We start from the raw sequence: 23,030 nt of genomic DNA, 5'->3' as shown, positions 1-23,030 counted from the left end.
GAATCACGATGAACATTTCCGGGCAAACGATGGCGCTGCACTCGACTGTTTCGCGCCACGGCACCCTGGCCACCGATGTCGACATCACCCGCCGTCTCGGCCTGCAGGCGCTGGAGGCATCGGGCCTGAAGATCGCCAGCTACCTGGACGCCGGCTTCACCCACGGCGAGCTGAAGCACCTGCTGGGCGATCTGGATATTCCCGGCGTCGGCTACCTGGCGAACATCGAACGCCAGGGCGCCGAGGAGCACGCGCTGTTCGCCGAGGCCGAGGCGCTGTTCACCCTGGCCCAGGCGGCGGGCGCCAAGGGCGTGCAGGTGCTCACCGGGCCGATCAACGTCGAGGCGGTACGCGACTTCGAGCGCCAGGGCCATTCGCAGCTTTATGCCGGCCTGCTGGGCACCGATCTGCGCGAACAGAAGCTGCTGACGGCCAACAACCTGCGGCGCCTGGCCGATCTGGCGCAGGGCTTCGGCCTGACCCTGTATCTGGAAGCGTTGTCCTGGACCCCTCTGCGCGGCATCGACCACCAGGTGGAACTGCTCGATCGCAGCGAGCGCGACAACCTGAAGATGGTCATCGACTTCTGGCACTGCCACACCTCCGGCGACACCCCGGATGACGTGGCGAAGATGGACAAGCGCCACCTCTACGGCGTGCACGTCTGCGACTCGCTGGCCTTCGCCGGCGGCATTCCCGACGAAGTGGTGCTGCGCGACGTCCCCACCGGCCAGGGCACGCTCGACCTGCAGGCCTGGACCGACGCCGTGCTCTCCACCGGCTACCAGGGCTGGTGGAGCTGCGAGCTGTTCTGCCGCAGGCAACAGCAGCAGGACAGCTACGCGGTGGCCAGCGAGCTCAAGGCGCTGCTCGAACGCCTGCTGAGCCGATGATCCCCACCCCATTCCGCCACCAGGCTGAGAGAACTTTCATGGTTGACTACATCGTTATCGGCGGCGGCTCCACCGGCTGCACCGTCGCTTCGCGGCTGAGCGAGGACCCTTCCGCCTCCGTCGTGCTGTTCGAGGAAGGCCCGCGCGACCGCAGCCCCTACATCCACATCCCCGGCGCCTACTACAAGACCGCCCAGGGCCCGCTGCTCAAGCGCTACGAGTGGGAACCCCGTGACGACCAGGCGCGCACGGAAAAACCGACCATGGTCCAGGCCAGCGTGCTCGGTGGCGGCAGCTCGGTGAACGCGATGATCTACATCCGCGGCGTGCCCCAGGACTATGACGGCTGGGCTGCCCAGGGCGCCGCGGGCTGGGGCTATCAGGACGTGCTGCCGTACTTCCGCAAGGCCGAGGACAACGAGCGCTTCAGCAATCAGGTGCACGGCACCGGCGGCCCGCTGGGGGTCTCCGACGTGCCCTACATCCACCCGCTGACCAAGGTCTGGCTCAAGGCCTGCCAGGAGTTCGGCCTGCCCTACAACGCCGATTTCAACAGCGGCGATCCGGCTGGCTGCGGCCTCTACCAGATCACCGCGAAGAACGGCTTGCGCAGCAGCGCCGCCAGCGCCTACCTGGCCCCGGCGAAACGTCGCGCCAACCTGTCGGTCCGCACCGGCTGCCGCGTCGAGCGCATCCTCATGCAGGGCAACCGCGCCAAAGGCGTCGAGTTCATCGAGAACGGCCACCGCCAGCAGATCTTCGCCAACAAGGAAATCATCCTCAGCGCCGGCGCCATCAGCTCGCCGCGCCTGCTCATGCTCTCCGGCATCGGCCCGGCCGAGCACCTGCGCGAGCACGGCATCGAGGTCGTCAGCGACCTGCCCGGCGTCGGCCAGAACCTGCAGGACCACATCGAGATCTCGCTGGTCTACGAACTCACCGGCCCGCACAGCTACGACAAGTACAAGAAGCCGTTCTGGAAGGCCATGGCCGGCCTGCAGTACGCCCTGTTCCGCAACGGCCCGGCGGCCTCCAACCTGATCGAGGGCGGCGCCTTCTGGTGGGGCGACAACACCCAGGAAACCCCGGACGTGCAGTACTTCATGGTGGTCGGCGCGGGCATCGAGGAAGGCGTCGACTCGGTGCCCGGCGGCAACGGCTGCACCCTCAACCTGGGGCAGATTCGCCCGCGCTCGCGTGGCTACGTCGAACTGCGCGGGGCCGACACCAGCCTGCCGCCGCGCATCGTGCCGAACTATTTCTCCGACCCGTACGACATCGAGGCGCTCACCGATGGCTGTATGGTCGGCGAGCAGATCATGCGCCAGGCGGCGTTCAAACCCTTCATTGCCCGACGCCACGTGCCGGGCAACGAGGTGCGCAACCGCGAGGAGATGCGCAAGTTCTGCCTGGAGCAGGCCCATGCCGCGCTGCACCCGGCGGGTACCTGCCGCATGGGTACCGATCCGGGTTCGGTCGTGGGGCCTGACCTGCGGGTTCACGGGGTCGAGGGCCTGCGGGTCGCCGATGCCTCGATCATGCCGACGCTGGTGTCGGGCAACCCGAACGCGGTGTGCATCATGATTGGCGAGAAAGCCGCCGACATGATCCAGAAAGGCCTGGCGCACAAGACTGACACCTGCGCCCTGCACCAGACCCTGCCTGCCGAATCGGCCTGACCGAGCATCCTTTCTGCGTTGCACTGCCACAGCCACCGGCAGTGCAACGCAGCTTTTTCAGCCTCTGGCCGATGCCAGTTGCGCTGCCAGCGCCCTTACCCGCCGCGCCGCATCCAGCAGGCGTGCCTCGGTCATCTCGCCCTTCTCCACTGCCTCGACCAGCGCCCGAGCGACCGAGTCCAGACCCGCCTCGCTGGAAAGCAGCAGCAGGTCGGCACCGGCACTGATCGACGCCACGGCGGTCGCCTCGATGGAGCGGCCACGGTGAATGCCCGGTGCGTCCAGGTCATCGGAGACGATCAGCCCGGTGAAGCCCATTTCATCCCGCAGCAGCCCGACAGTGGTCGCCGATGTGCTGGAAGGTTCCCGTGCATCCAGTGCCGGCACCAGCGCCGGGCCGACCATGATGGCCTGCACTCCGCCCGCGATCAGGTCGGCGAACACGCCCAAGGTGGGCTGCAGCTCTTCCCTCGAACACTCGACGATCGCCTCTTCCACCGCCGGGTCCAGCGGCGTCACCGGGTGCCCCGGAAAGTGCTTGGCGACGGCGGCGACACCGGCCTGCTGCACGCCGTTGACGTAGGCACCGCTCACACGGCTGACATCCTCTGCGCGGGTTCCCAGGGTGCGATTCTGCAACCAAGGATTCTCGCCGGTGACGACATCGACGATGGGGGCCAGGAACAGATTGACGCCCATGGCTCGGGCCGACTCGGCGACCGACGCCGCCTGCCGCGCCAGCTCCTGCGTGCTCAGCGTGCGGGCCTCAGCAGCGCTGGGCAGCGCGGGAACCAGCCGGTGCAGGCGCAGGATGCCGCCCAATTCCTGATCCACGGCGATCAGCAGGTCCTGCCCGGCCAGTTCGCGGGCCTGGGCGACCAGTTGGCTGAACTGCTCGCGGCTCTCGCTGCCCTGGCGCTGGGCCGACATCGACCGCGCCAGGTATTCCGCGCGGGTCTCGCCCAGCAGCAGCGAACAGCCGCCGCTGGTGAGGAAGTCGAGGACGGCGCCATCCAGCTCCAGCCCGGCAAAGGCCGGCAGCAGGGTCGCGTAGGCGCTTTCCAGTAGTGTGCTCACGGTTTCACTCCTTTTCTCAGGTGACGACTTGGGTGACAGATTCGGCAGGCCGGCGCCGCTTTGCGGCCGATACCCGGCCCTCAGGTGCGTTATGATCGCGCAGGGACTTCGCGGCCCGGGCAAGGCACAAGCCGCCAGGGCCGAACAGGAATGAGCGCCACGGAAGTGGCTGAAGAGTGTGACGATGGTTTCGATGAAGGACGTGGCATTGGCCGCCGGGGTTTCCCAGCCGGCTGTTTCCTATGCCTACAACAAGCCCGGCAAGCTGTCGGCGGCGCAGCGCGAGCACATCCTCGCGGTGGCGGAGCAGCTCGGCTATCCGGGACCCAACATCATGGGGCGCAGTCTGCGCTCGGGTAAGGTCGGCGCCATCGGCCTGATGGTGATGGACAAGTTGTCCTACGCCTTCGCTGATCCCTCGATGATCGCCCTGCTGCGCGGCATCGGCGAGATCGGCGAACTGTCCAACGTCGCCCTGACGCTGTTCCCGCTGAACAACCAGCGCATCCGCAAGGAAGACGGCAAGCCCGGCAACACCAGCCTGGCGGTGCGTGGCCTGGTGGATGGCCTGATCATCCCGACCATGCCCGACGACCACCCGATGGTGCGGGCGGTGATCCAGCAGCGCATTCCCTACGTGGTGGTGGACTCGCCGATGATCGACGGCGCCCATTACGTCGGCATCGACGACCGCGGCGCCGCCCGGCAGCAGATGCGCCACTTGCTGGAGCTGGGACACCGGCGGATCGGCGTCATCGTCGATCGCCTCAACCCCGACAACCACCGTGGCGAGGTGGACTTCAAGCGCTTCAAGTCGTCCACCGAGATGATCGTGCGCGAGCGGCTCACCGGCTATATCGAGGAAGCCGAGGAAGCGGGCCTGGCGTTCAGCGATCTTCATGTCTTCGAGGCCGGCGGCTTCGACTCGACGGTGGGCCAGGCGGCCGCCACCAGCCTGCTCAACCAGTACGCTCCCACCGCCATCGTGGCCTGCTCGGATGTCATGGCGCTCGCCTCTATCAGTGCCGCGCAGACCTTGCAGATGAAGGTGCCGGACGATCTGTCGGTGATCGGCTTCGACGATATCGCCGAGGCCGGCAATGCCGGCCTGACCACCATCCGCCAGCCGTTGGTGGAAAAAGGTGTCTACGCCGCGCGCTTCCTGGTGGACATTCTCAACACACCGCCCGCCGAGGGCGACGAGCCCAAGCGCAAGATCTTCCAGACCCAGCTGGTGGTACGCACTTCCACCCGCAAGCTCGACTAGCCACCGCTAGTGCGCAGGCAGTGAGGTTGACGCCCCGCTGCCTGCCGGCGATGACACGTGGGCGCGCATCAGGAGCGGGCTGAAGATCGCCAGCAGGCCGAGCAGGATCAGCGGTGCATAGAGCAGGTAGCTCAGCCCGAAATAGTTGACCACCGCAGCGATGCCCGCCGGCCCCACCAGCATCCCCGAGTAGCCGATGCCGTTGACGATGCCGATGTTGCGACCGGCATGAGCCGGGTCCTTGCGCCCCGCGCTGGAGAGCATCAGCGGGGCGATGCAGGCCAGCCCCAGGCCATAGAGGCCGAAACCGACCAACCCCGCCAGCGGCGTGCCGCCGATGATGGTCACGAGCAGACCGGCCACCGCCACCAGGCCGCTGCAGAAAACCATCTGCGCCGCGCCGATACGCTCGGCGATGCGGTCGCCGACGACCCGGCTGAAGCACTGCGCACCGATGAACACCGTGATCGCCAGGCCGGCCTCGGAGGCGCTTGTGCCGAGCTGGCGGCGTACGTATTCCTGGCCCCAGTCCGAGACCGCGCCTTCGCCGATGATGCTGCCCAGCAGCAGGATGCCGAAGCCGACCATGATCAGGATGATCTGCCAGTTCCGTACGGAGCTGGCCGGGCCCGCCGCATCACTGGCGGCAACGGCCATGTCCTGGGCCGGCACCTCGCCCTTGTCGAGCAGGAAGTGCCCGGTGACCAGGCCGATCAGCAGCATCGCCAGGCCAAGCACGGTGAACGGCACCGCGGCGCTGCTGGTGTAGTGACTGGCGAAGTAGCTGCCGACTATGCCGATCAGGAAGCCACCGAAGGAATAGAAGGCGTGGAAGGCCGACATGATCGGCCGCTGGTAGAAGCGCTCGACCTGCACCCCGTGTGAGTTCAGCGCGGTATCGATGGCACCGCGGAACAACCCGAGCACGCCACCAAAGGTGACAGCGAACCAGAAGTGGCTGATGTAGCCCATGGGGATGATCGACAGCGGATAGGCAATGGCGGTGGCGTAGATGACCTTGCGCGCGCCGAACGCATCGACGAAGCGCCCCACGGCGATGCAGCCGATGGCGGCGCCGACGCCGATGCTCAGCGCGATCATTCCGAAGTCCACATCGCCGAGGCTGCCCGACAGGCCCATCTGTTCGCGGAAGGCCGTCACGCCGGTGGACCAGATGTACATCATGGCGCCGATCATCATGAAACCCGCGAAGGTGGCGATGCGCGCCCGGCGAATGCGTGGAGTGACCAGGTTGTTGTTTCTCTTGTTCATCTTGTTTTCAACAATTCCGTAGCACAGCTGAAGACTAGTTGGCCCGCAGGCCACAAGCCGTTGGTTGGTAGCTGCGGACTCGCTCCTCGGTCCTGCAGGCACTCATCTTTCTAAAAAACTGACCTTCCCTTCACTCCGATTCGGCGCTGGGCAGCTCCACCCACGAGCGCTCCCGGCTCGATTGCAGGCAGGCATGGCAGAACTGCACGCCTCTCACTCCCTCGACAAGCCCCGGAAGCAGTGCACTTCCGATGCCAGGTTGCTGATCGTCCGTCGCCATGGCATCGGCGAAATCCGCGTAGAGCACCGCCAGCGCTTCCAGATAGCCCTCGCTGCAGCCGGCAGGAAGGCTGCTGCTGGCGCGGGCATGGGGGAAATTATCCGCCTGGCCGCGCCGGTAGATCCGTTCGGCCTCGTCCACCGGACTGACATGCAGCGTCTCCGGCGCTTCCTGGCGCCACTCCAGCGACGCCTTGCTGCCGACCACCTTCAGGCTCAGCCCGTTGCGGTGGCCGGGCGCGGCGAAGCTCAGCCACATCAGGCCGTCGGCGCCGCCGTCGAACTCAAGCTGGGCGACGCATTGGTCGTCCATCGGCCAGCCCGGGACCTTCGTCGAAAGATTCGCGTTGAGCCTGCGGCAGCGCTGGTCAGTGACGAATTCCATAAGACTCAGGGCATGGGTACCGACGTCGCCGACCACACTGGTCGCCCCCGCCTTGGCCATGTCGCCGCGCCAGGCCAGGCTGTCGCTCAGCCCCTCGGTGCCCTGGCAAAGCCACTCCAGCAGGTACTCGGCCTGCACGAAACGGATATCTCCCAGCTCCCCGGCACGGATGCGGCTGCGCGCCTCACGGACCATGGGATAGCCCAGGTAGGTGAAGGTGACGCCGAAGAAGGTCGGTTGCCGGCGAACCAGTTCCAGTAGTTGGTCAGCCTCGTCCAGGCGGTTGACCAGGGGCTTGTCGCAGATCACCGGGATACCTGCGGCGAGAAACGCCTGGCAGGCCTCGAAGTGCAGGTGATTGGGCGTCACCACCACGACCACGTCAATCGCATCCCGACGGCCGCGCTCGGCATCCGCCATGGCCTGTACCGAGGGGTATATGCGCTCGACGTCGATGCCCAGCGCCCTGCCCGCTTCCTGCGATTTCGCCGGCGACGAGGAGAACACACCGGCTACCAGATCGAAGCGGTTGCACAGGCGCATGGCGGCCCGGTGGTAGCTGGCGAAATAGGCGCCTTCGCCACCGCCGATCATGCCGGCGCGCAAACGCGGCTTCGCCGGTATGTCGGTTGTCAGGCTGGGCATGGCTGGATCTCCAGGCTGGGTGGTGGAATGCTGCGCAAAACCGCGGAGCGCCGAAGCGCCCCGCGGGTAGCGTGAGCCGGCGCAGGCCCCAGCCCCGGAACACCCCGGCTCACACGTACTCTTCGCACGTTCACTTGCAGCGTTATTGTGGCGGCAGGGCTCAGAGCGCCGGCTCGCCGAAGGGCACATCCTTGTGGCCGTAGCGGCGCACGCGCAGGTTGGCCTGTTCGGCGTGGCCGACGAAGCCTTCCATCAGGCACAGGCGCGAGCAGTATTCGCCGATCAGCGCCGAGGCCTCGTCGGTCAGCACGCGCTGGTAGGTACAGGTCTTGATGTACTTGCCGACCCAAAGCCCGCCGGTGTAGCGCGCGGCCTTGTTGGTCGGCAGCGTGTGGTTAGTGCCGATCACCTTGTCGCCATAGGAGACGTTGGTGCGCGGACCGACGAACAGCGCGCCATAGTTGCTCAGGTTCTTCACGAAGAAGTCGTCGTCGCGGGTCATGATCTGTACGTGCTCCGAGGCGTATTCATCGGAGTAGCGCACCATCTCCTCGAAGGATTCGCAGAGGATGATCTCGCCGAAGTTTTCCCAGGCTTCGCCGGCGATGGCCGCGGTGGGCAGCAGCTCCAGCAGGCGGGCGATTTCCTTCAGCGTGTCCTCGGCCAGCGCGCGCGAGGTGGTCAGCATCACCGCTGGGGAATCCTTGCCGTGCTCGGCCTGGCCCAGCAGGTCGGTGGCGCAGAGTTCGCCGTCGACGCTATCGTCGGTGATCAGCAGGGTTTCGGTGGGGCCAGCGAACAGGTCGATGCCGACGCGGCCGAACAGCTGGCGCTTGGCTTCGGCAACATAGGCGTTACCGGGACCGACGATGATATCCACCGGGTCGATGCTGTCGGTGCCGATCGCCATAGCTGCCACCGCCTGGATGCCGCCCAGGCAGTAGATAGCGTCCGCGCCAGCCAGGTGCTGGGCAGCGACGATGTAGGGCGCAGGCTGGCTCTGGAACGGTGGCGCCGCGGTGACGATGTTGCGCACGCCGGCGGACTTGGCGGTGACGATGGACATGTGCGCCGAGGCCAGCAACGGGTACTTGCCGCCGGGCACGTAGCAGCCGGCAGCGTTGACCGGGATATGCTTGTGGCCGAGCACCACGCCCGGAATGGTCTCGATCTCGCAGTCGAGCATCGATGCGCGCTGGGCGTCGGCGAAGCGGCGCACCTGGGCCTGGGCGAAGAGGATGTCGTCGCGCTCGCGGTCGGTCAGCCTGGCCATGCACTGTTCGATCTCGTGCTCGCTCAGGCGGTAGTCGCTGCGGTCCCAGCCATCGAACTTCACCGACAGCTCACGCACCGCCGCATCGCCGCGCTTCTCGATGTCCAGCAGGATGTTCGATACGTCTGCCTTCAGCTTGTCGTTGGCGGCGGCCTGTTGCCCGGTCGGCTTCGCCTTCTTGATCCACTCAGCCATCACATTCACCTTTTCTTGTTGGCGCAGCCTGGCCCTGGCGCGAAGCCAGAAAGCACCATCTGCGATCTGCCTGATCGAGGAGGCTGCAGCCTGGCTGGCGGCAGCCACTGGATGCGCACGCTCAGCCGTCCTGCCGGGCGCCCGGCCCTGCTGGCGTGGTGCGGGGCGAAAGGCGTCGGTTGAGGCAACGGTCGGGCTGCGTCATCGGCAGGGCGAGAATCCCGCCCTGTGGGAGAAAAGTACGATGAGGGCGTGCGTCTCTCAATTTCTCAAATGTGCTTAACTTGACGCACTTTGACGCACTCTGTGAAATACATGCGAATGGCTAGCCGAGGTCACGCCGAATCGATGGAGGTGTTCCCGGAGTTCAGGTAGATCAGCACCTCGCGGGGGATCGAGGGATCGCTGGGCGCCAGCACGGTGGCGCGCTGCATGTGCTCCTTCCTGATCAGCCCCTTGGCGACGAAGCACATGGCGACCTTCGCTGCCACCGGCTGGCGCATCATGGTCGCGGCGATGCCGCTGGTGACGCCGAAGATGTACTTGCGCGAACTGCGACTCACCGCGGCCAGGTTGCTGAAGGTCATCTCGTTCTTCTGGATGGTCTCGAAATCCACCGAGAAGATTCGCCCCGCCAGCAGGAAGCTCAGGCCATGGTACTTGAAGCGGTAATCCACCTTGCCGGTGCCATCCAGGCTGGGGAAGCGCTCCACGTAGTAGTGCATGAGCACGCCGTCGCGCTCGTAGAGGCAGTAGATTGAACGCAGGATCTGCCCCGGATAGATCGACGAATAGTGGTAGCGCTCGTAGATGCCGGCGAACTCTACGCCGCCACCCGCGCGCAGCATCTCGCCGATGAACAGCTGCATGGCGGGGGACTGCACCAGGCTGCGGAACAGGTGGAAATGCCCGCCATCCATCATCGAGCGGAAATCGTTCGGCGCGCTGAACAGCACCTCCTCGTTGAGCCCGAAGAAGCTGGCGATGGCTCGCAGGTTGGCCCTGGAAGGTGCGTGGGTGCCGGCCAGGTACTTGTTGAACTGCTGGCGGTTGATGCCGATCCGCCGACACATGTCGGTGACCGTGCCTGCCCTCTCGCTGAGGATGCGGAGGTTCTCTGGGAGGAATTCCTGCTTGTCCATTGGCGGCGCCTATCGCGGCGCCGTCCGACAGTGGCCGGCGCAGTATGTCTCAGTCTAGTGCGTCATCTTGAGCGATGGAACCGCCGGCCTCAGACTGCGCGCTTGCGGGTCATCCAGGGCGCGCAGGCGACCACGATCAGCAGCAACCCGGCGCTGCCTGCCAGCGCCAGGCTCAGGCTCGCCAAGTGGGCAACGCCGCCGATCAGCGCCGGCCCCAGCAGAATCCCCAGATAGCCAATGCCGGTCATAGCAGCGATCGCCATGCCCACCGACATGCGCCGCTGGCGGCCGGCCAGGGTGCAGAACACCGGCACCATGTTGGAAATCCCCGCCCCCACCAGCACGAAGCCCAACAGGGCGAAGTACCAGTGTGGCAACACTACCGCGAGGGCCATTCCGGTGATGGCCAGCAGGCTGCCGGCGACCAGCACGGCGCGTTCCCCCAGGCGATTGACAATGCGATCCCCGCACAGCCGCCCCGCCGCCATGGTCAGCGAGAAAAAGGCGTAGCCCAGGCCGGCCTGGGCCTTGTCGACGTCCCTGGCGGTGGCGAGGAACACCGCGCTCCAGTCCAGCAGCGCGCCCTCCACCAGGAAGGCGATGAAGCACAGCCCACCGAGCAGCAGGACCTCTGCGGAAGGCCGGATGAACGGCGAACTCGCGCCGCCCTCGCCGTAGGGCAGCAACGCATTGCCATAGATCACCAGTACCAGCGCGCCGGCCACCAGCAGCCCGCAAACAGCCTGCAGCGGCGAGGCGCCCAGCCACAGCAGCGCGCTGAGGCTGGCGGCGCTGAGAATGCAGCCCAGGCTGAACAGCCCGTGGAAGCCGGACATCATCGAACGCCCGCAGGCTCGTTCGACTATCACGCCCTGGATGTTCATGGTGACGTCGGCGGTCCCGACCGCAGCGCCGAACAGCAGCAGGAACGCCACCAGCGCCGGGAAGGACGAGGCCGAGGCGAGAAACGCCAGGCTCAGCGCCACCGCGCTGGCGGCCAGGAAGATCGTGCGCCGGCAGCCGATTCGCGACACCACCCAACCGGCCAGCGGCATCATCACCATCGAGCCGCAGCCCAGGCAGAGCAGCAGCAGGCCGAGCTGGGCATCCTCGATACCGGCGCGCTCGCGGGCATAGGGCACCAGCGGCGCCCAGGCCCCCATGGCGGCACCGGAAAGCAGGAAGGTCAGGCGGCAGGCCGCGAGGTTGCGGGCGGAGATGGTGGAGGAATCGAAGCTGGACATGGAGAACTCTGGCAGGCGGTGCGAAGGGCCGTCAGAACGACCTGGAGCGAAGTGAGCGGCAGCTGGCCGCGAGCTCCCGCCAAGTTAATTGACGCAGGCCCTGCGCTCAATTTCGCAACGCCTGCTCCACCGACGCAGACAGACGCACAGGGCCGGCGCCTGGCAGCGCCGGCCCTGCCGACTCAGGCAGGCGACCTCAGTTCAGTCGCGCTCCCGGCCTGGCTGCGGTCGCGATACTGCAACCAGCAGCCGACTACGATCAGCCCTCCGGTGAGGATCGAGGAAACCAGCAGCTCCATCTGGTGCCCCGGCACCACTGCCATTAGCCCGAGGAAGACGACGATCAGAGCAATGGTCAGGTACGACAGCGCCGGAAACAGCGGGAACTTCACCCGCAGCTGCTCGCCTCGGGTAATGGCGCGCTTGCGCAGCACCACCTGGCTGACGGCGATCACCAGGTACATCACCAGGGCGATGGTGCCGATAGTGGCGATCAGCGGCACCAGCACGCTCTGTGGCAAGGTGTAGTTGGCCACCAGCAGCACCAGAGCCCCGGCGCTGGCGAACAGCACCGAAACCCGCGGCACGCCCTGCTGCGTGGTGTGCGCCCAGGAGCGTGGCGCATCGCGGCGGGTAGCCAGCGAGTAACCCATGCGCGAGGCGGTGAAGATCGCCGAGTTCAGCGTGCTGGCCACGCCGACCAGGATGACCGCTTGCACGATAGTGGCGGCGCCCGGCACGTTCATCGCTTCCAGCGCGGACTGGAAGGAGCCGTTGGCCAACGCCGGGGAGTTCCAGGCGACCAGGCTGACGATCACGAAAATCGAGCCGAAGTAGAAAATCAGCATCCGCCAGACCACCGAACGGATCGCCTTGCGGATGTTGCGCCGCGGGTCCTCCGACTCGGCGGCAGCGATGGTCACGATCTCCATCCCGGTGAAGCTGAACAGCGCTAGCACCAGCGCCGAAGCCATGCCCGGCAGCCCGGTCGGGGCGAACCCGCCATCGGCCCACAGGTGTTCCAGGCCTCTCGCGGAACTGCCTGGCAGCAGCCCGGCGATGGCGCTCAAACCGAGGACGATGAACGCCAGGATAGTGACCACCTTGATCAGCGAGAACCAGTATTCGAGCGTGCCGAAGTTCTTCACGCTGAGGATGTTGGTGAAGGTCAGTGCGACGATCAGCGCTACGCCGATCAGCATCGACGGCAGGCCGAGCCAGCCACCGAGAATGTCCGCCGCGACTATGGCCTCCAGCGGGATCACCAGCACGTAGAACCACCAGTAGAGCCAGCCGATGGAGAAGCCAGCCCAGCGTCCGAGGGCGTTCTGCGCATAGGTGGAGAAGGACCCCGAGTCGGGATTGGCGGTCGCCAGTTCACCGAGCATCCCCATGACCAGCACCACCAGCACCGCCGCGACGCCGAACGACACCAGCACGGCGGGGCCGGCGGCCATGATGGCGCTGGCGGAACCGACGAAGAACCCCGCGCCAATCACGCCGCCGATGGAAATCATGGTGATCTGCCGGCTGCTGAGCCCTTTCGACAGGCTATTCCTGGGGATGGCTCCGCCGGCTCCGGCATTCTTGTTGTTATCGTGCATGAGCTGAAACTCCAGAGTTGAGTCCACCTCACCCCCTCGCTCGCCGACACCTGCCGGTGCCCGCAGCACACGGTAAGAGTGAGCTGTGCGCCGGACCGCTGTCCGACGCACCCACGATAAGAACGCGCCCTGGCCGCGCTCAATTTCTCACTACAGATCCAATTGACGCATTCTTGCGCAGCGCCTGCGTCAGCCAGCCTATTGCACCCCAGCGGACGCGGGAGTCCCCTGCGAAACCCTGCCATCAGCAACGCTGTGGGAATTGGCGGGCGAGAGGCAGCTATCGGCCATAAGCCGACACTAAAGAGCATCTGCTCCGCCCGGCACTGGACACTCTTAGTTCACGGGAGTTCGAGCAGCATTAAGCGAACAGTAGCCCCTAACTACCTGTCCACCAGCTCCGGAACAGACCACCCCTCACTTGGGCTACGCGGAGAAGGATGGGTATGAACTGTACTTCGGCTACGCCGCCGACAATGTTGTGGCACTCTTCAACGACTCACCGAAAAATGTAGGGAACCCTGAGGCAATGACAGCTGTAGGCATCAAATAAAAATCGGTATTCGCAGCCAATCTAGTAATACTGCCCTTTTTGCAGAATAGAGAAACTTCTAGCCTAGGTCGCGAATCGCCGAGTAGCACGTAAGCGCTCTTCCAGAACAAGAACCACTCCAGGATAATACCTGCCATTACTAAAGTATTCCGCCGTCCCCAAGCTCGGAAAAATAAAAGCGAAATCCCGATACTTACTCAATGGTCCGATACAACCCAACACGTCTTCCAACCAAGCCTTTATTAGAGACACAACTTTATCGGTACAGATTTCACCAAGCTTCCCTCCGGGAGGGAAAATTTCGGAGAGAGGGATGGTAGGAACAACAAAGGTCGCAGCAAAACGGCAATCTGCTTCATGAGCCTGAACGTCGCCAATATCATCCCACGCGGCTTTACGTGCTTGTAAAGTGTAAGATGCGCCGTCAGAACGCCGTCCAATGGACTGCGTTGCCTGTTTAGCTTCGAACGCAAAGCTGATCTTAGGCGCTCGAACGTAGAGGTCACATCGACCGTTGCGAAGCTTGTCGCCGTGATCAACTCCTGGTTCTAGAGTTCTTAGTCGTTTCACGGTAGTGAACTCTTCAAGCGCGACCCAACCGTCCAATGTCCATGCGGCCCCCGCTAGTGTGCTGAGAATTGCGCGTTCATTGTACCACCATGGGTTATCATCGAAGCTCGAAGTGTACCGTTCAATAACTGCTACCCAAGCATTTAATAGTTTACGCAACTCTGGACTTCCCCGTTGAGTCGAGACCTTCTTCCATGACTTTTCCTGCACCGCCACCTCACCGATCATGCTTAATCGAAGATAACCATAATGCAACAAGCATAATTGTTACTTAGCCACACCAAGCTAAGCAATCCCTCATTAACGACTGGGAAACATCTTTCACCAACTCCTGCCCATTACTACACAGGAGCTCGGCCTCCAGTCGCAAAGAGCCGAAATCAGTCTATGGGAGTTATATTTAGGCTTCGTTTGGTTCACACTGAGCCAAAATCGTACTGCAAAGGACTCGCAGATGGACGAACAGGATGTATCCCCCACGCTTGACGTAAATGACCTGGAAGCCCTCATTGCTGAACAAATGCGCTGGGCATCCGTCCAGTTGCCGCTTCACGATGTGGCTCAAGCTGTACCAGAGCTTATCGAAGACCTATCCCGCTTTTCGGCCTCGTCAAGCGTCGCGTTACTTTCAGGAATTCTAACCGAACCAGATTACCAGTCGAACGTTTTGCGGCTGGAACTGCTGATAGCGCTAGCCTTCGTTCACGCGCGTGGCGACGAGCAACCGAGATTGGAGGATGCTGCGCGCTGGTTTGAGCTCATAGGGCAGTCTCGCGCATCATGCGGAGAAGACCCGGCAGAGGATGTATTTGTCACACTGGTAACTAATTCTCGTGAGAATTTTCTACTGCTCGAAGGTCTGTGGGAGAGCGCAGGCTTTTATACGCAGTGCATGCTGGATCTTTTGGCGAGGATGCCTGACGCCGCAAAGTACAACAGGCTTCGTGACGAGGTACGAGCTCTTCTGGTGGTTTCCGACCTAGTCTGCCAACAAGCGGGGCTCTCGCGGTACCAGATAGGCTCAGACGAGGTAGTGCCAAAGCTAGACCTTGATGCACTTCCAAGCGCCAAAGCTTTGCAGAGAAGAGTCACCTTGCCCTTTGAGCTGCTGGCGAAGCATGGTGTACGTCCGGACCACTTAGCCCCTTTCATCTCCCACCCAACTGACAGAGAGACGATACTGACTCAAGAGCCGGGACTCAGCTTTCTTGATAGGCGTCCTCTTCTCTCAACAGATAGCGAGATCACGGTCGCACTACCGACAGCCGTATCTACTGCTGTTCGCGACCACGTGATCGACTTCGTTATGGCGGAGGAACTAGTACGGAGCTTCAACATCAATTTCGGGCGAGTGTTGAGTCACAAGATCTTTGAGACTCGGCTATTCGGCTCCGAACCTGGATGTCCAGTGCAGTGGTTCCCTTCTGGCTCCGACCAATTTACGAGCGCCTTGATTTCATTTGATGAAGGCTATTTTGTTGTCCTGCACTTTGCCCTGCCGTCTATAGAGACTCATCAGAACGGCCGGTTCAAGCACATGACTCAATCCGCCGAAGAGCTAGAGGAGTCGCTCGAGCGAGCTATTTACTCGACCACTAACCAGATCGAATCTACTGAAGGTTTTCGTGCGGGCCTTCACCTCATCGTCCTGTGTGGCTGGGGAAAAGGGATGGCCATCTCAACCCCCCCCGTCCCCAATGCCCTCTGGCGCAAGGAGTCCATATCAATCGCAGACCTCATCCGGCTAAGCGAAATAAACTCCATGGAAATCTCTCGATTCTGGCGGCTGGGAGCGGCCGTGCATGGGTTGCGAGAGGCTGGGGTTAAAATTGCAAATGTGAATGGCGTGATGAACTTAATCGGATGGGTAGATCTCAACGATGGTCATCTCGTCCCCCACGCCGACCTTGCTGACGGGAGAGTTTCGCCCGAAACCCCTCTCCTGATTACTCCCCCACTAAACCTCTTACGCGACGTTCGCGCTAAAGCCGATCAAGCACGCGATTTCCATATCGCCACAGACATTTATGGGGAGCCTCATTGTGTGGAGCGCTTCCATAAAAACCCTCTGTTCCCTAATCAGGCTGACGCTCGAATCTACGTTTCTCTGGACTACCTGGAGCAACGTAAACTGGTAGCCGTGTGTGAAGGTACGGCCACCATTTGGGTGCACCTTGAAACACCTGCAATTGAGTCTCGCGACCTCATCTACCGTCTTTGGGAAATGCTAGCGATGCGGGTAGCCCACATAGTGGACGCATTGGCAGAGGTCGCCGCGCTGCAGAACACCTATGAGTTTCTGTATCGCTTCGAAGATCCTGAGGAGGATATTGAGCGTCCCAACGCCTCAGCAACGCTCGCTCCCGATGACTGTGTTCGGTTCGAAATCACCTCCGAGCAGTCCGCGACAATCTATCTTGAAGCGGGCTTTACACAGGCATTCCGGACTCCAGCAAATATCGCCGAGCGTGCAATTGTTAAGGCAACCCTGCAAGCCATCCAATCTCTATCAGGCGGCGCGCTTTCTTCGCGACTTGCAACTGAAGCGTTGAGGACAATCCTACCCAACGAGCACGGCAGGCAGTTTCACCTCATGCATGCTCATGCGTTCACTGATTACATCAGCTCTACCCTCCCCTCTAAAGCGTTGGAGGTCGATGACATCGACAGTGCAAGACTACGACTAGGGTTGGGCTGGTCGGTTCACGATGGCGATAACACTGTTTCAGGCGCCACCGAGTGCAGCACACTTCTAAATAGCTTGGTCGATAAGCGCGTCGAACACGTGACTGCGCAACTAGGTAGGCTCGACCGCACGAACCTCATACAACGGCTGCTTATCAATCATGTGGTGGGCGAGGTGGCCGAACAGCTTTGGAAGCGCACATCGGGAGCCGTCTTAGGCATCCATGGCGATACTCCAAACACACGCAGGACGGTAGTGGAGCAATTGTCCAAATCGGCTGCAGCACAGATCAGCAGCCGCGTACTCATCGAAATGGCACTCTGCGCAGCCCCACTTTCGGGAGGCCGCGAAGCGGCGAACCTTGAGATTGAATCATTACTCGCTGAAATCAGGCTTTTGATCCGCCTGGGGAGCTTATCCGATGGGATCTATTACGGTGTGCTCGATCCACACTTGAGGATATCCCCACTGGGGGACATCCTGCTCACCGACGAGTTTTCGAATAACGTTGTCGAACCTATGCTCAGCACAGCAATGGGCGATAGGTACGTGCGTTCAGCGCCAGGTCAAAAGCGCTATTACTCTGCTCCAACGACAGTCGACTCAACTGTCCAGCTCCTTGAGCCAGAATTTGTGAGAGCTTGGGACACGGAGATGGGGTTCACGGTGGACGATGCCCGTCGGATGATCGACCTGCTAGAGGATGAGGGTATCGAAAGGCAAACGCCTGTCTTGTCGCTCACACGAAGCCAACTGGTCAAGCTCCTCTCCAGCACGTGCGCCACCGACAAGGTAAATCAATTCCTAGAGCGCTTCAGCTTAGTCTCACGTCCTAAATGGGATATCCCTCCTGACGGTTTCAAGGGCAGAGAGATCCTTCCTTGGAGGTTCGGCCGCAGACTGTCGGTGGTAACTCGTCCCATACTCCAAGTCGACCTGGCTGAAGATTCATTGTTTATGGTTGCACCCTCTCTGGTACGCACCGGCTTCTTCTATGTCTTACGAGGAGCGCACTCAGGAACGATTGATCAAGAGTTCTTCTCTTCCCCTGCCATGCGCGATGCGTGGTGGGGTAAAGCAAACGAAGGGCACACATTCAATGCAGAGGTGGCGCAAAAACTGCGAAACGCTGGATGGCAGACTGAAGAGAACATCGAGATATCGGCAATCTTGAAACGCAAATTAGAGCGTGACTATGGCGACGTCGACGTGCTTGCGTGGCGAGATGGGGTGGACGAGGTGCTCGTAATCGAATGCAAGGATCTGACCTTCCGCCGCAACTATTCTGAAATCGCTGCTCTGCTCTCCGATTACAGAGGCGAGCGTAAGAATGGGAAGCCGGACAAACTCCTACGGCATCTCAATCGTGTAGATCGCTTAGAACAGAGCTTACTCGAGCTTGGGCGCTACACCGGGATTGATGCGCCGAAGATCAAATCATGCCTAGTTGTCGGGGGCTTAGTACCGATGCAATTCGCCTCAGTACCAGCCCTTCAGGGGACCTTTGTTGGGGATGCCGAAGCGCTTTTGACGCTGCTGGATCCGCCAATCGGGCAAGGCCAGGAGCCTAATGATGGAGAAGCGCCTTGTTAATAGGCAGCTCATCAACTAAAAAAGCCTGAAACCGCAGCCCCGCCACTGGTGGGGTTAGACCCGAGTGTTGATGTTATGCGTCGATGGCATCCAGCAACGTCCAGGGTCTGTAACCATCGGCTCGGGCACTTTCTCCGCTTCAAGGATTGCCTCGGTCCTGCTCAGTGAGCGCGAGCGAAACTCATACCGAAATGCGGGCCCATCCTGCCGACGGACGCTTAAGACAACCAGGTACCCTCAGGTCGTCCATGGAGGTTCGGTCACCACCACCGGCAGCGGCTCACCGGTGGCTAGCAACCTGACCTTTCCCCACGGCCTTGCCGCACGCAATCCCGGCGCGCTGTTGCTTGCCGATGGCACCAGCGTGCTGACCCAGGGTTCGCAAGCCTACGGCGCTGCTGTTGACGACGGCGGCAGCATGATCCTCGATAACCTGAGCGTGAAGACCGAAGGCCAGTATTCGGTCGGGCTGTACGCCGGCATCGGGTCAGCCAAGCCGGGCACTGTCGGCCTGAGCGACAGCCACGTGACGGTGCAGACACTGGGCGATCACGCCAGCGGAGCCATGGTCAGCCGCCAGTACAAAAGCGAGACCGCCGCGCTGGATCTCAACGACAGCAGCATCTCCACCCAGGGCATGGGCTCCCACGGGCTGCGTGCTGAGTCCGGCGGGGCATTGAGCGCGAGCAATAGCACCGTCAGCACCCAGGGCGAACAGGCCGCTGGCGTGTTCGCCAACAACACCGCCAGCGCTCGCCTGGACGGTGTGAGCGTGAATACCCAAGGCGCCTTCGGTCATGGCGTGGTGGCCCGCCAGGGTGGCAGCGTCGACGCCACTATCGCCACGGCCGGCGTCGCGGACATCGCCCTGAGCCACAGCCTCGCCTGCGGCAGTGGCCAATGGCTGAACGTGGATAGCTCGGTCGCCAGCGACGGGACCAGCGTCCCGGACATGGGCACTGGCCAGTGGCAAGGCATCGGCACCAGCCAGGATACTGCCGGCCAGGCGCGCGTGGACCTGTCATCCTCCGGGGTCACCGGTACGGCGAAAACCACCAGCGGCGTCCACTCCGACGTCACCCTGCGCGACACCAGCCTCTGGCAGCTCACCGGCGACTCCAAGCCGGCTAACTGCTGCCAGTGTCCTCTGAGGCGATCTACGGCAGTTTGTGGTGGGAAGGCACAGGAAAATGGCAGACCTAAGCCCCGCAGTACCTCCATCGCACCGGTGACGCCAAAGATGCTCATCAGCCGCTTGAGGTTGTTGGCCAGCAAATGCAGGCTCATTTCCGTGCTGACTCGGGGCAGTGTTCGGGTCAGGAAGTGCGTCGTGCCCAGCTTGCCGTGGGTAAAGTTGCGATCACGGTTGTTGACCGCTTTGAACTTGCTGCCGTCGATGGCCACGAGCGACTGGGAGAACAAATCGAGTTGGCGACACAGCACGACGAACTGCCGGCAGTCAGTACGAATGGCTTTGCCGTTGTCGCGCCGGAAGTCTGCAATGGTTTTGAAGTCCGGAGCCAGTTGCCCAGTCAGCCACATCAGCTCGAGGTTGTGCTGGCATTCGCGCTCCAGGCAACGGCTGGATTGAATGCGGTTGAGGCAGCCGTAGATGTAGACCTTCAACAGCACGGCGGGGTGATAGGACGGTCGCCCGGTTACGGCAGGAGTGACCCCATCGAACTCCAGGGCCACCAGATCGAGTTGCTCGACGAAGGCTTCGACCACGCGGATCCGGTTGTCTTCGGCGACGAAGTCATCCAGGTATTCGGGAAGCAAGCTGACCTGTTCCCGGCTCACCGCTTCGATGAATCGCTTCATACGCCGCCCCCGCTGAGGTTGCTCCAGCAACTCTAGGCGAGGACGACGTTTTCACGCAGCCTGGGTCGATAAGTGCCGGTGACCAGAATTCGTCCTTTGCAGACGAGCCTTGGTCACCTCGACCAGAAACTCCCGACAGGCATACTCCAACTCTAGCTGAGCCCCATGAGCTCACTCTTGAGGGGTATGGGATTGCGCTCGAACACGCTTCACGAACCAGTTCAGTGTCTCTTCCCGCGTTAGGTACCCGTCTTCACTTTCGTTGAGGCAGACCATACCCACCAATGGGCTGAACTCAAGCCCCACGCACCGACAGGCATCCTGAAACGCTCGCAGTGCCTCGCTCTCCACGTCACCCTCGAGCCCCACGATGAAGTCATGCATCTGCTTTAGCTGAACGGCTGAAATGGCTAGAGGTGTCGGCTGATAAAGGGTATCGCCAGCGCGGTCATGAGAGACGTGGTAGGCCGGCTCGCTGCTGGCGGCGATGGCTTCAACGTAGCGCTCGATCTGGCGATGGATCTCTGCTCGTCTCAGGAGATCGGAAAGGATAGCGGTGTGGCTCGTCATGGAAATGCACCTAGCTGGCTTTAGTCATACCAGGAGCCAACTGGGTTAACTTCTACGAACCATCCAGTCCGAAGACGAAGCTTCTTCGCCCCATCTCGATACGGTCAAACACCGCGCTCCATCGCAAGAGTTGAAGCATCTGGACGATGCTCTTTTCAGGGCTACCGAGCTGCTTCAACTGCCTCATCACGCAAACAGGGGTGAGGCAGATGCATTGGACCGACCATGGATGATGATCGCTATAAGACGTGTCTGGAATAATCTATCCAGGAGCGCCTCCGCTCCATCTCTGGTCAGCCGTTCGACACTCCGCCGTAACCCTTCCTTAGCTTCGACAGGAGCGGTAAGGTTGCGTCTTCATCACAAGGGAGGTGGGGATGTTCTGGAGCAAGGAAAGGACAGTGCGAGTCGAGCTGTTAAGCCCGCCAGTAGTGGTGACTTCTACCGCTTCAACGCCACCGAATACGACTCAAGAGCCGAAAGGCTCCACTTCTCCGCTCAGCCTTGATCAGTTTCTTAAGCTCGCAGCCATTATGGTTGCGGTGGTGAACACCGCACTCGTTGTGATGGGTTACATGCGGTACGTCGGCCTGATGCAGCAATTTGGTATCAGCAGAACTGAAGTAGCATTCAGCCTCCCCGACCTACTCTCCTTCGGCTACGTCAGCTTCCTGAACATGACGCTGTCCGGACAGGTAGCCGTCGCAACCGTGACCTCAGTCATTACCCTTCCCGTTATGACCATCGTGGTTCGCTTCAAGAAGAACATGCATGCAGTTCTTCAGTACTTCCTTGTGTGGGCCATCGCTACAGGGCTGTTCTTTGTGGTTACAGGCCCCTACTGGTTTGCGTTCAATCCAGGAAAGGAAGCCGCCCTGAAGGCGGCAGCGGAATCACTTGGCGTAGACGCAGAGCTGCAGGGTCTGGAAAAGGAGCAAGAAGTCACGACAGAGAACGGATCTCTAACAGGCGATATCATCTTAGCCATGCCTGACATTACCTACCTTCTCAAGGAAGGCGTGCTCTACAAGATTCGCGCATCAGATGGAAAGGTTCTGCGCAAAACCCATCTCAAGGCCAAACTGGCTCAGACTCCAGAAGCAGAGCCAAAGCCAGCGAACTCCTCTAGCCATTGAATGCATCAGTATCGGCTGCATCCGAAGCCATGCTGTCCATCCCCATAGCTCTTCGTAGCTGCCTTACAGAGATAGCTCGCTCGACGGAACAGGTCAGCTAGCTCCCCATGATCACCAGCAGCTCGACTAACCAGGTATCCAGCTGCTCGGGGTATCTCCACCAGACCACTCACCTCCCCCACGCTAAGACCCAGCGCACTCGCCCATGCCTGCTGCAGACGATGGAAGATGTTCTGCTCAGATGAGGTCTTCCTACCCACGGTGAAGTAGGCATCTCCATTGAGCAGGATCAGCAGATGGTAGTGCGCTCTCTCCCCCCTGCTCTCCTCTCTCGCCCAGACGTATCTGACCCTGCTGTCATGAGCGTATCGATGCCGAGTGCGAGCTCTCTGTCGGTCATGCTCGATCTTTGCCTTGAAGGACTCCAGGAACCTACTGATGACCTCGTTGGTGTATGCGTAGTCAGGCAGCTCGATGGGCAGTGGCAGACGTAGATCCACTCGGAAGGCAAACACCCTAGAGTACTGCCTTAGGGAGCGCTCAATGGTGCTGTGCAAGCGAGATAGGTACTGCTCGATGAAGGGACCTTTCTCTGCCATTACCGGGAGGCCCTGGAAGGCGCTGGCGTGATGCAGGTGGAGGTTGGTGTTGCTCGGGTGACGAGGCATAAAGGCTGCTCCTGTGTGAGGCTCATATCCTTTGCACGGGAAGTAACTTTCTACTGGCCGATGGCTGGCCCAATGGATGGCCATTGCTATCTGGTGGAGGTATCTGAGTGGAAGGGCTGGCTAGGGAAGACCTAGTGATTGGATGGACGAGCCAGGTTTGGGATGGGTGTTGAATGGAGGGATTGAGGAGAGAGGACGGCTAGGGGAAGGTAGGTGGATAGGGATAGAACGGGGGTTGAACGGTGGGATTGATAGATGGCTATAAAGCATATTACCCGCACCGAGAACTCGGCCCTCAATGAGCTCGGACAGACTGAAGCTAAATACCCTGGGGTCGATTGGGTATTTTCGGTTCTCGTAACTCCGGCAATAAATCAACCACCTCACAATTTCCCTAGTGGCCACGGCGGCAATCGACCCTAAGCGGATATTTCGACGAGACCGAAATTTTCCGCTAGCAGCCTTACCGGTAAACATG

Annotated in this window: 15 protein-coding genes and 2 pseudogenes; 6 read left to right on the top strand and 11 right to left on the bottom strand. The window is 61.6% G+C overall.

Going from position 1 to position 23,030, the window contains the following annotated elements; all coding sequences use genetic code 11:
* Positions 1 to 8 precede the first annotated feature (8 nt).
* A complete protein-coding gene (locus tag PNI01S_RS21140) occupies positions 9 to 893 on the top strand; it encodes a sugar phosphate isomerase/epimerase family protein (RefSeq protein WP_084358961.1) in 885 nt (294 codons plus the stop codon).
* Between the two features lie 38 nt (positions 894 to 931).
* Positions 932 to 2,572 carry a GMC family oxidoreductase gene (locus PNI01S_RS21135; RefSeq protein WP_045217859.1) on the top strand — a complete coding sequence of 547 codons (1,641 nt, stop codon included), beginning with the start codon at positions 932 to 934 and terminating at the stop codon, positions 2,570 to 2,572.
* 57 nt (positions 2,573 to 2,629) lie between these two features.
* On the opposite strand, the gene PNI01S_RS21130 is transcribed toward PNI01S_RS21135, so the two are convergent.
* Positions 2,630 to 3,649: a glycoside hydrolase family 3 N-terminal domain-containing protein gene (locus PNI01S_RS21130; RefSeq protein WP_084358960.1), complete on the bottom strand. Its 1,020-nt coding sequence runs from the start codon at positions 3,647 to 3,649 to the stop codon at positions 2,630 to 2,632.
* Positions 3,650 to 3,833: 184 nt separating this feature from the next.
* Here PNI01S_RS21130 and PNI01S_RS21125 point away from each other — a divergent pair, with 184 nt between their 5' ends.
* On the top strand, positions 3,834 to 4,916 hold the full coding sequence (locus tag PNI01S_RS21125) for a LacI family DNA-binding transcriptional regulator (RefSeq protein ID WP_084358959.1): 1,083 nt from the start codon (positions 3,834 to 3,836) through the stop codon (positions 4,914 to 4,916).
* A 6-nt stretch (positions 4,917 to 4,922) separates the two neighbouring features.
* Here PNI01S_RS21125 and PNI01S_RS21120 read toward each other — a convergent pair whose 3' ends face one another.
* The 6 genes from PNI01S_RS21120 to PNI01S_RS21095 all read right to left on the bottom strand — a co-directional run bounded on the left by PNI01S_RS21120 (position 4,923) and on the right by PNI01S_RS21095 (position 12,955).
* A complete protein-coding gene (locus PNI01S_RS21120) occupies positions 4,923 to 6,188 on the bottom strand; it encodes an MFS transporter (protein WP_084358958.1) in 1,266 nt (421 codons plus the stop codon).
* 130 nt (positions 6,189 to 6,318) lie between these two features.
* A complete protein-coding gene (locus PNI01S_RS21115; protein WP_084358957.1) occupies positions 6,319 to 7,497 on the bottom strand; it encodes a Gfo/Idh/MocA family protein in 1,179 nt (392 codons plus the stop codon).
* A gap of 160 nt (positions 7,498 to 7,657) precedes the next feature.
* The gene (gene hisD, locus PNI01S_RS21110; RefSeq protein WP_084358956.1) at positions 7,658 to 8,965 is read right to left on the bottom strand and encodes a histidinol dehydrogenase; all 1,308 of its coding nucleotides are present in this window, start codon (positions 8,963 to 8,965) and stop codon (positions 7,658 to 7,660) included.
* Between the two features lie 335 nt (positions 8,966 to 9,300).
* Positions 9,301 to 10,107, bottom strand: coding sequence for a helix-turn-helix transcriptional regulator (locus PNI01S_RS21105; protein WP_084358955.1), 807 nt, complete (start codon positions 10,105 to 10,107; stop codon positions 9,301 to 9,303).
* 89 nt (positions 10,108 to 10,196) lie between these two features.
* Positions 10,197 to 11,351 carry an MFS transporter gene (locus PNI01S_RS21100; RefSeq protein WP_084358954.1) on the bottom strand — a complete coding sequence of 385 codons (1,155 nt, stop codon included), beginning with the start codon at positions 11,349 to 11,351 and terminating at the stop codon, positions 10,197 to 10,199.
* A gap of 182 nt (positions 11,352 to 11,533) precedes the next feature.
* The gene (locus PNI01S_RS21095; protein ID WP_084358953.1) at positions 11,534 to 12,955 is read right to left on the bottom strand and encodes an amino acid permease; all 1,422 of its coding nucleotides are present in this window, start codon (positions 12,953 to 12,955) and stop codon (positions 11,534 to 11,536) included.
* A 409-nt stretch (positions 12,956 to 13,364) separates the two neighbouring features.
* Here PNI01S_RS21095 and PNI01S_RS28680 point away from each other — a divergent pair.
* A pseudogene (locus PNI01S_RS28680) lies at positions 13,365 to 13,508 on the top strand (D-2-hydroxyacid dehydrogenase family protein); the annotation flags it as partial.
* A gap of 63 nt (positions 13,509 to 13,571) precedes the next feature.
* Here PNI01S_RS28680 and PNI01S_RS21090 read toward each other — a convergent pair.
* Positions 13,572 to 14,306: a hypothetical protein gene (locus PNI01S_RS21090; RefSeq protein WP_256576703.1), complete on the bottom strand. Its 735-nt coding sequence runs from the start codon at positions 14,304 to 14,306 to the stop codon at positions 13,572 to 13,574.
* 226 nt (positions 14,307 to 14,532) lie between these two features.
* Here PNI01S_RS21090 and PNI01S_RS21085 point away from each other — a divergent pair, with 226 nt between their 5' ends.
* Positions 14,533 to 18,357 carry an anti-phage protein Upx-like protein gene (locus tag PNI01S_RS21085; protein WP_174602961.1) on the top strand — a complete coding sequence of 1,275 codons (3,825 nt, stop codon included), beginning with the start codon at positions 14,533 to 14,535 and terminating at the stop codon, positions 18,355 to 18,357.
* A 1,335-nt stretch (positions 18,358 to 19,692) separates the two neighbouring features.
* Here the strand turns inward: PNI01S_RS21085 and PNI01S_RS21075 are convergent.
* Both PNI01S_RS21075 and PNI01S_RS21070 read right to left on the bottom strand, forming a co-directional pair.
* Positions 19,693 to 20,178: pseudogene (locus PNI01S_RS21075) on the bottom strand (transposase); the annotation flags it as partial.
* Positions 20,179 to 20,349: 171 nt separating this feature from the next.
* Positions 20,350 to 20,748: a hypothetical protein gene (locus PNI01S_RS21070; RefSeq protein ID WP_084358952.1), complete on the bottom strand. Its 399-nt coding sequence runs from the start codon at positions 20,746 to 20,748 to the stop codon at positions 20,350 to 20,352.
* 377 nt (positions 20,749 to 21,125) lie between these two features.
* On the opposite strand from PNI01S_RS21070, the gene PNI01S_RS21065 reads away from it, so the two are divergent.
* Positions 21,126 to 21,884, top strand: coding sequence for a hypothetical protein (locus PNI01S_RS21065; RefSeq protein WP_084358951.1), 759 nt, complete (start codon positions 21,126 to 21,128; stop codon positions 21,882 to 21,884).
* A 5-nt stretch (positions 21,885 to 21,889) separates the two neighbouring features.
* On the opposite strand, the gene PNI01S_RS21060 is transcribed toward PNI01S_RS21065, so the two are convergent.
* Entirely contained in the window at positions 21,890 to 22,552 is a 663-nt protein-coding gene (locus PNI01S_RS21060) for an inovirus Gp2 family protein (RefSeq protein ID WP_084358950.1), read from the bottom strand.
* Positions 22,553 to 23,030: the final 478 nt, after the last annotated feature.

This window comes from Pseudomonas nitroreducens NBRC 12694 (assembly GCF_002091755.1).
Lineage (GTDB): Bacteria > Pseudomonadota > Gammaproteobacteria > Pseudomonadales > Pseudomonadaceae > Pseudomonas > Pseudomonas nitroreducens.
The sequence above is the reverse complement of the archived record's forward strand: the minus strand, read 5'-3'. Positions and strand labels throughout refer to the sequence as shown.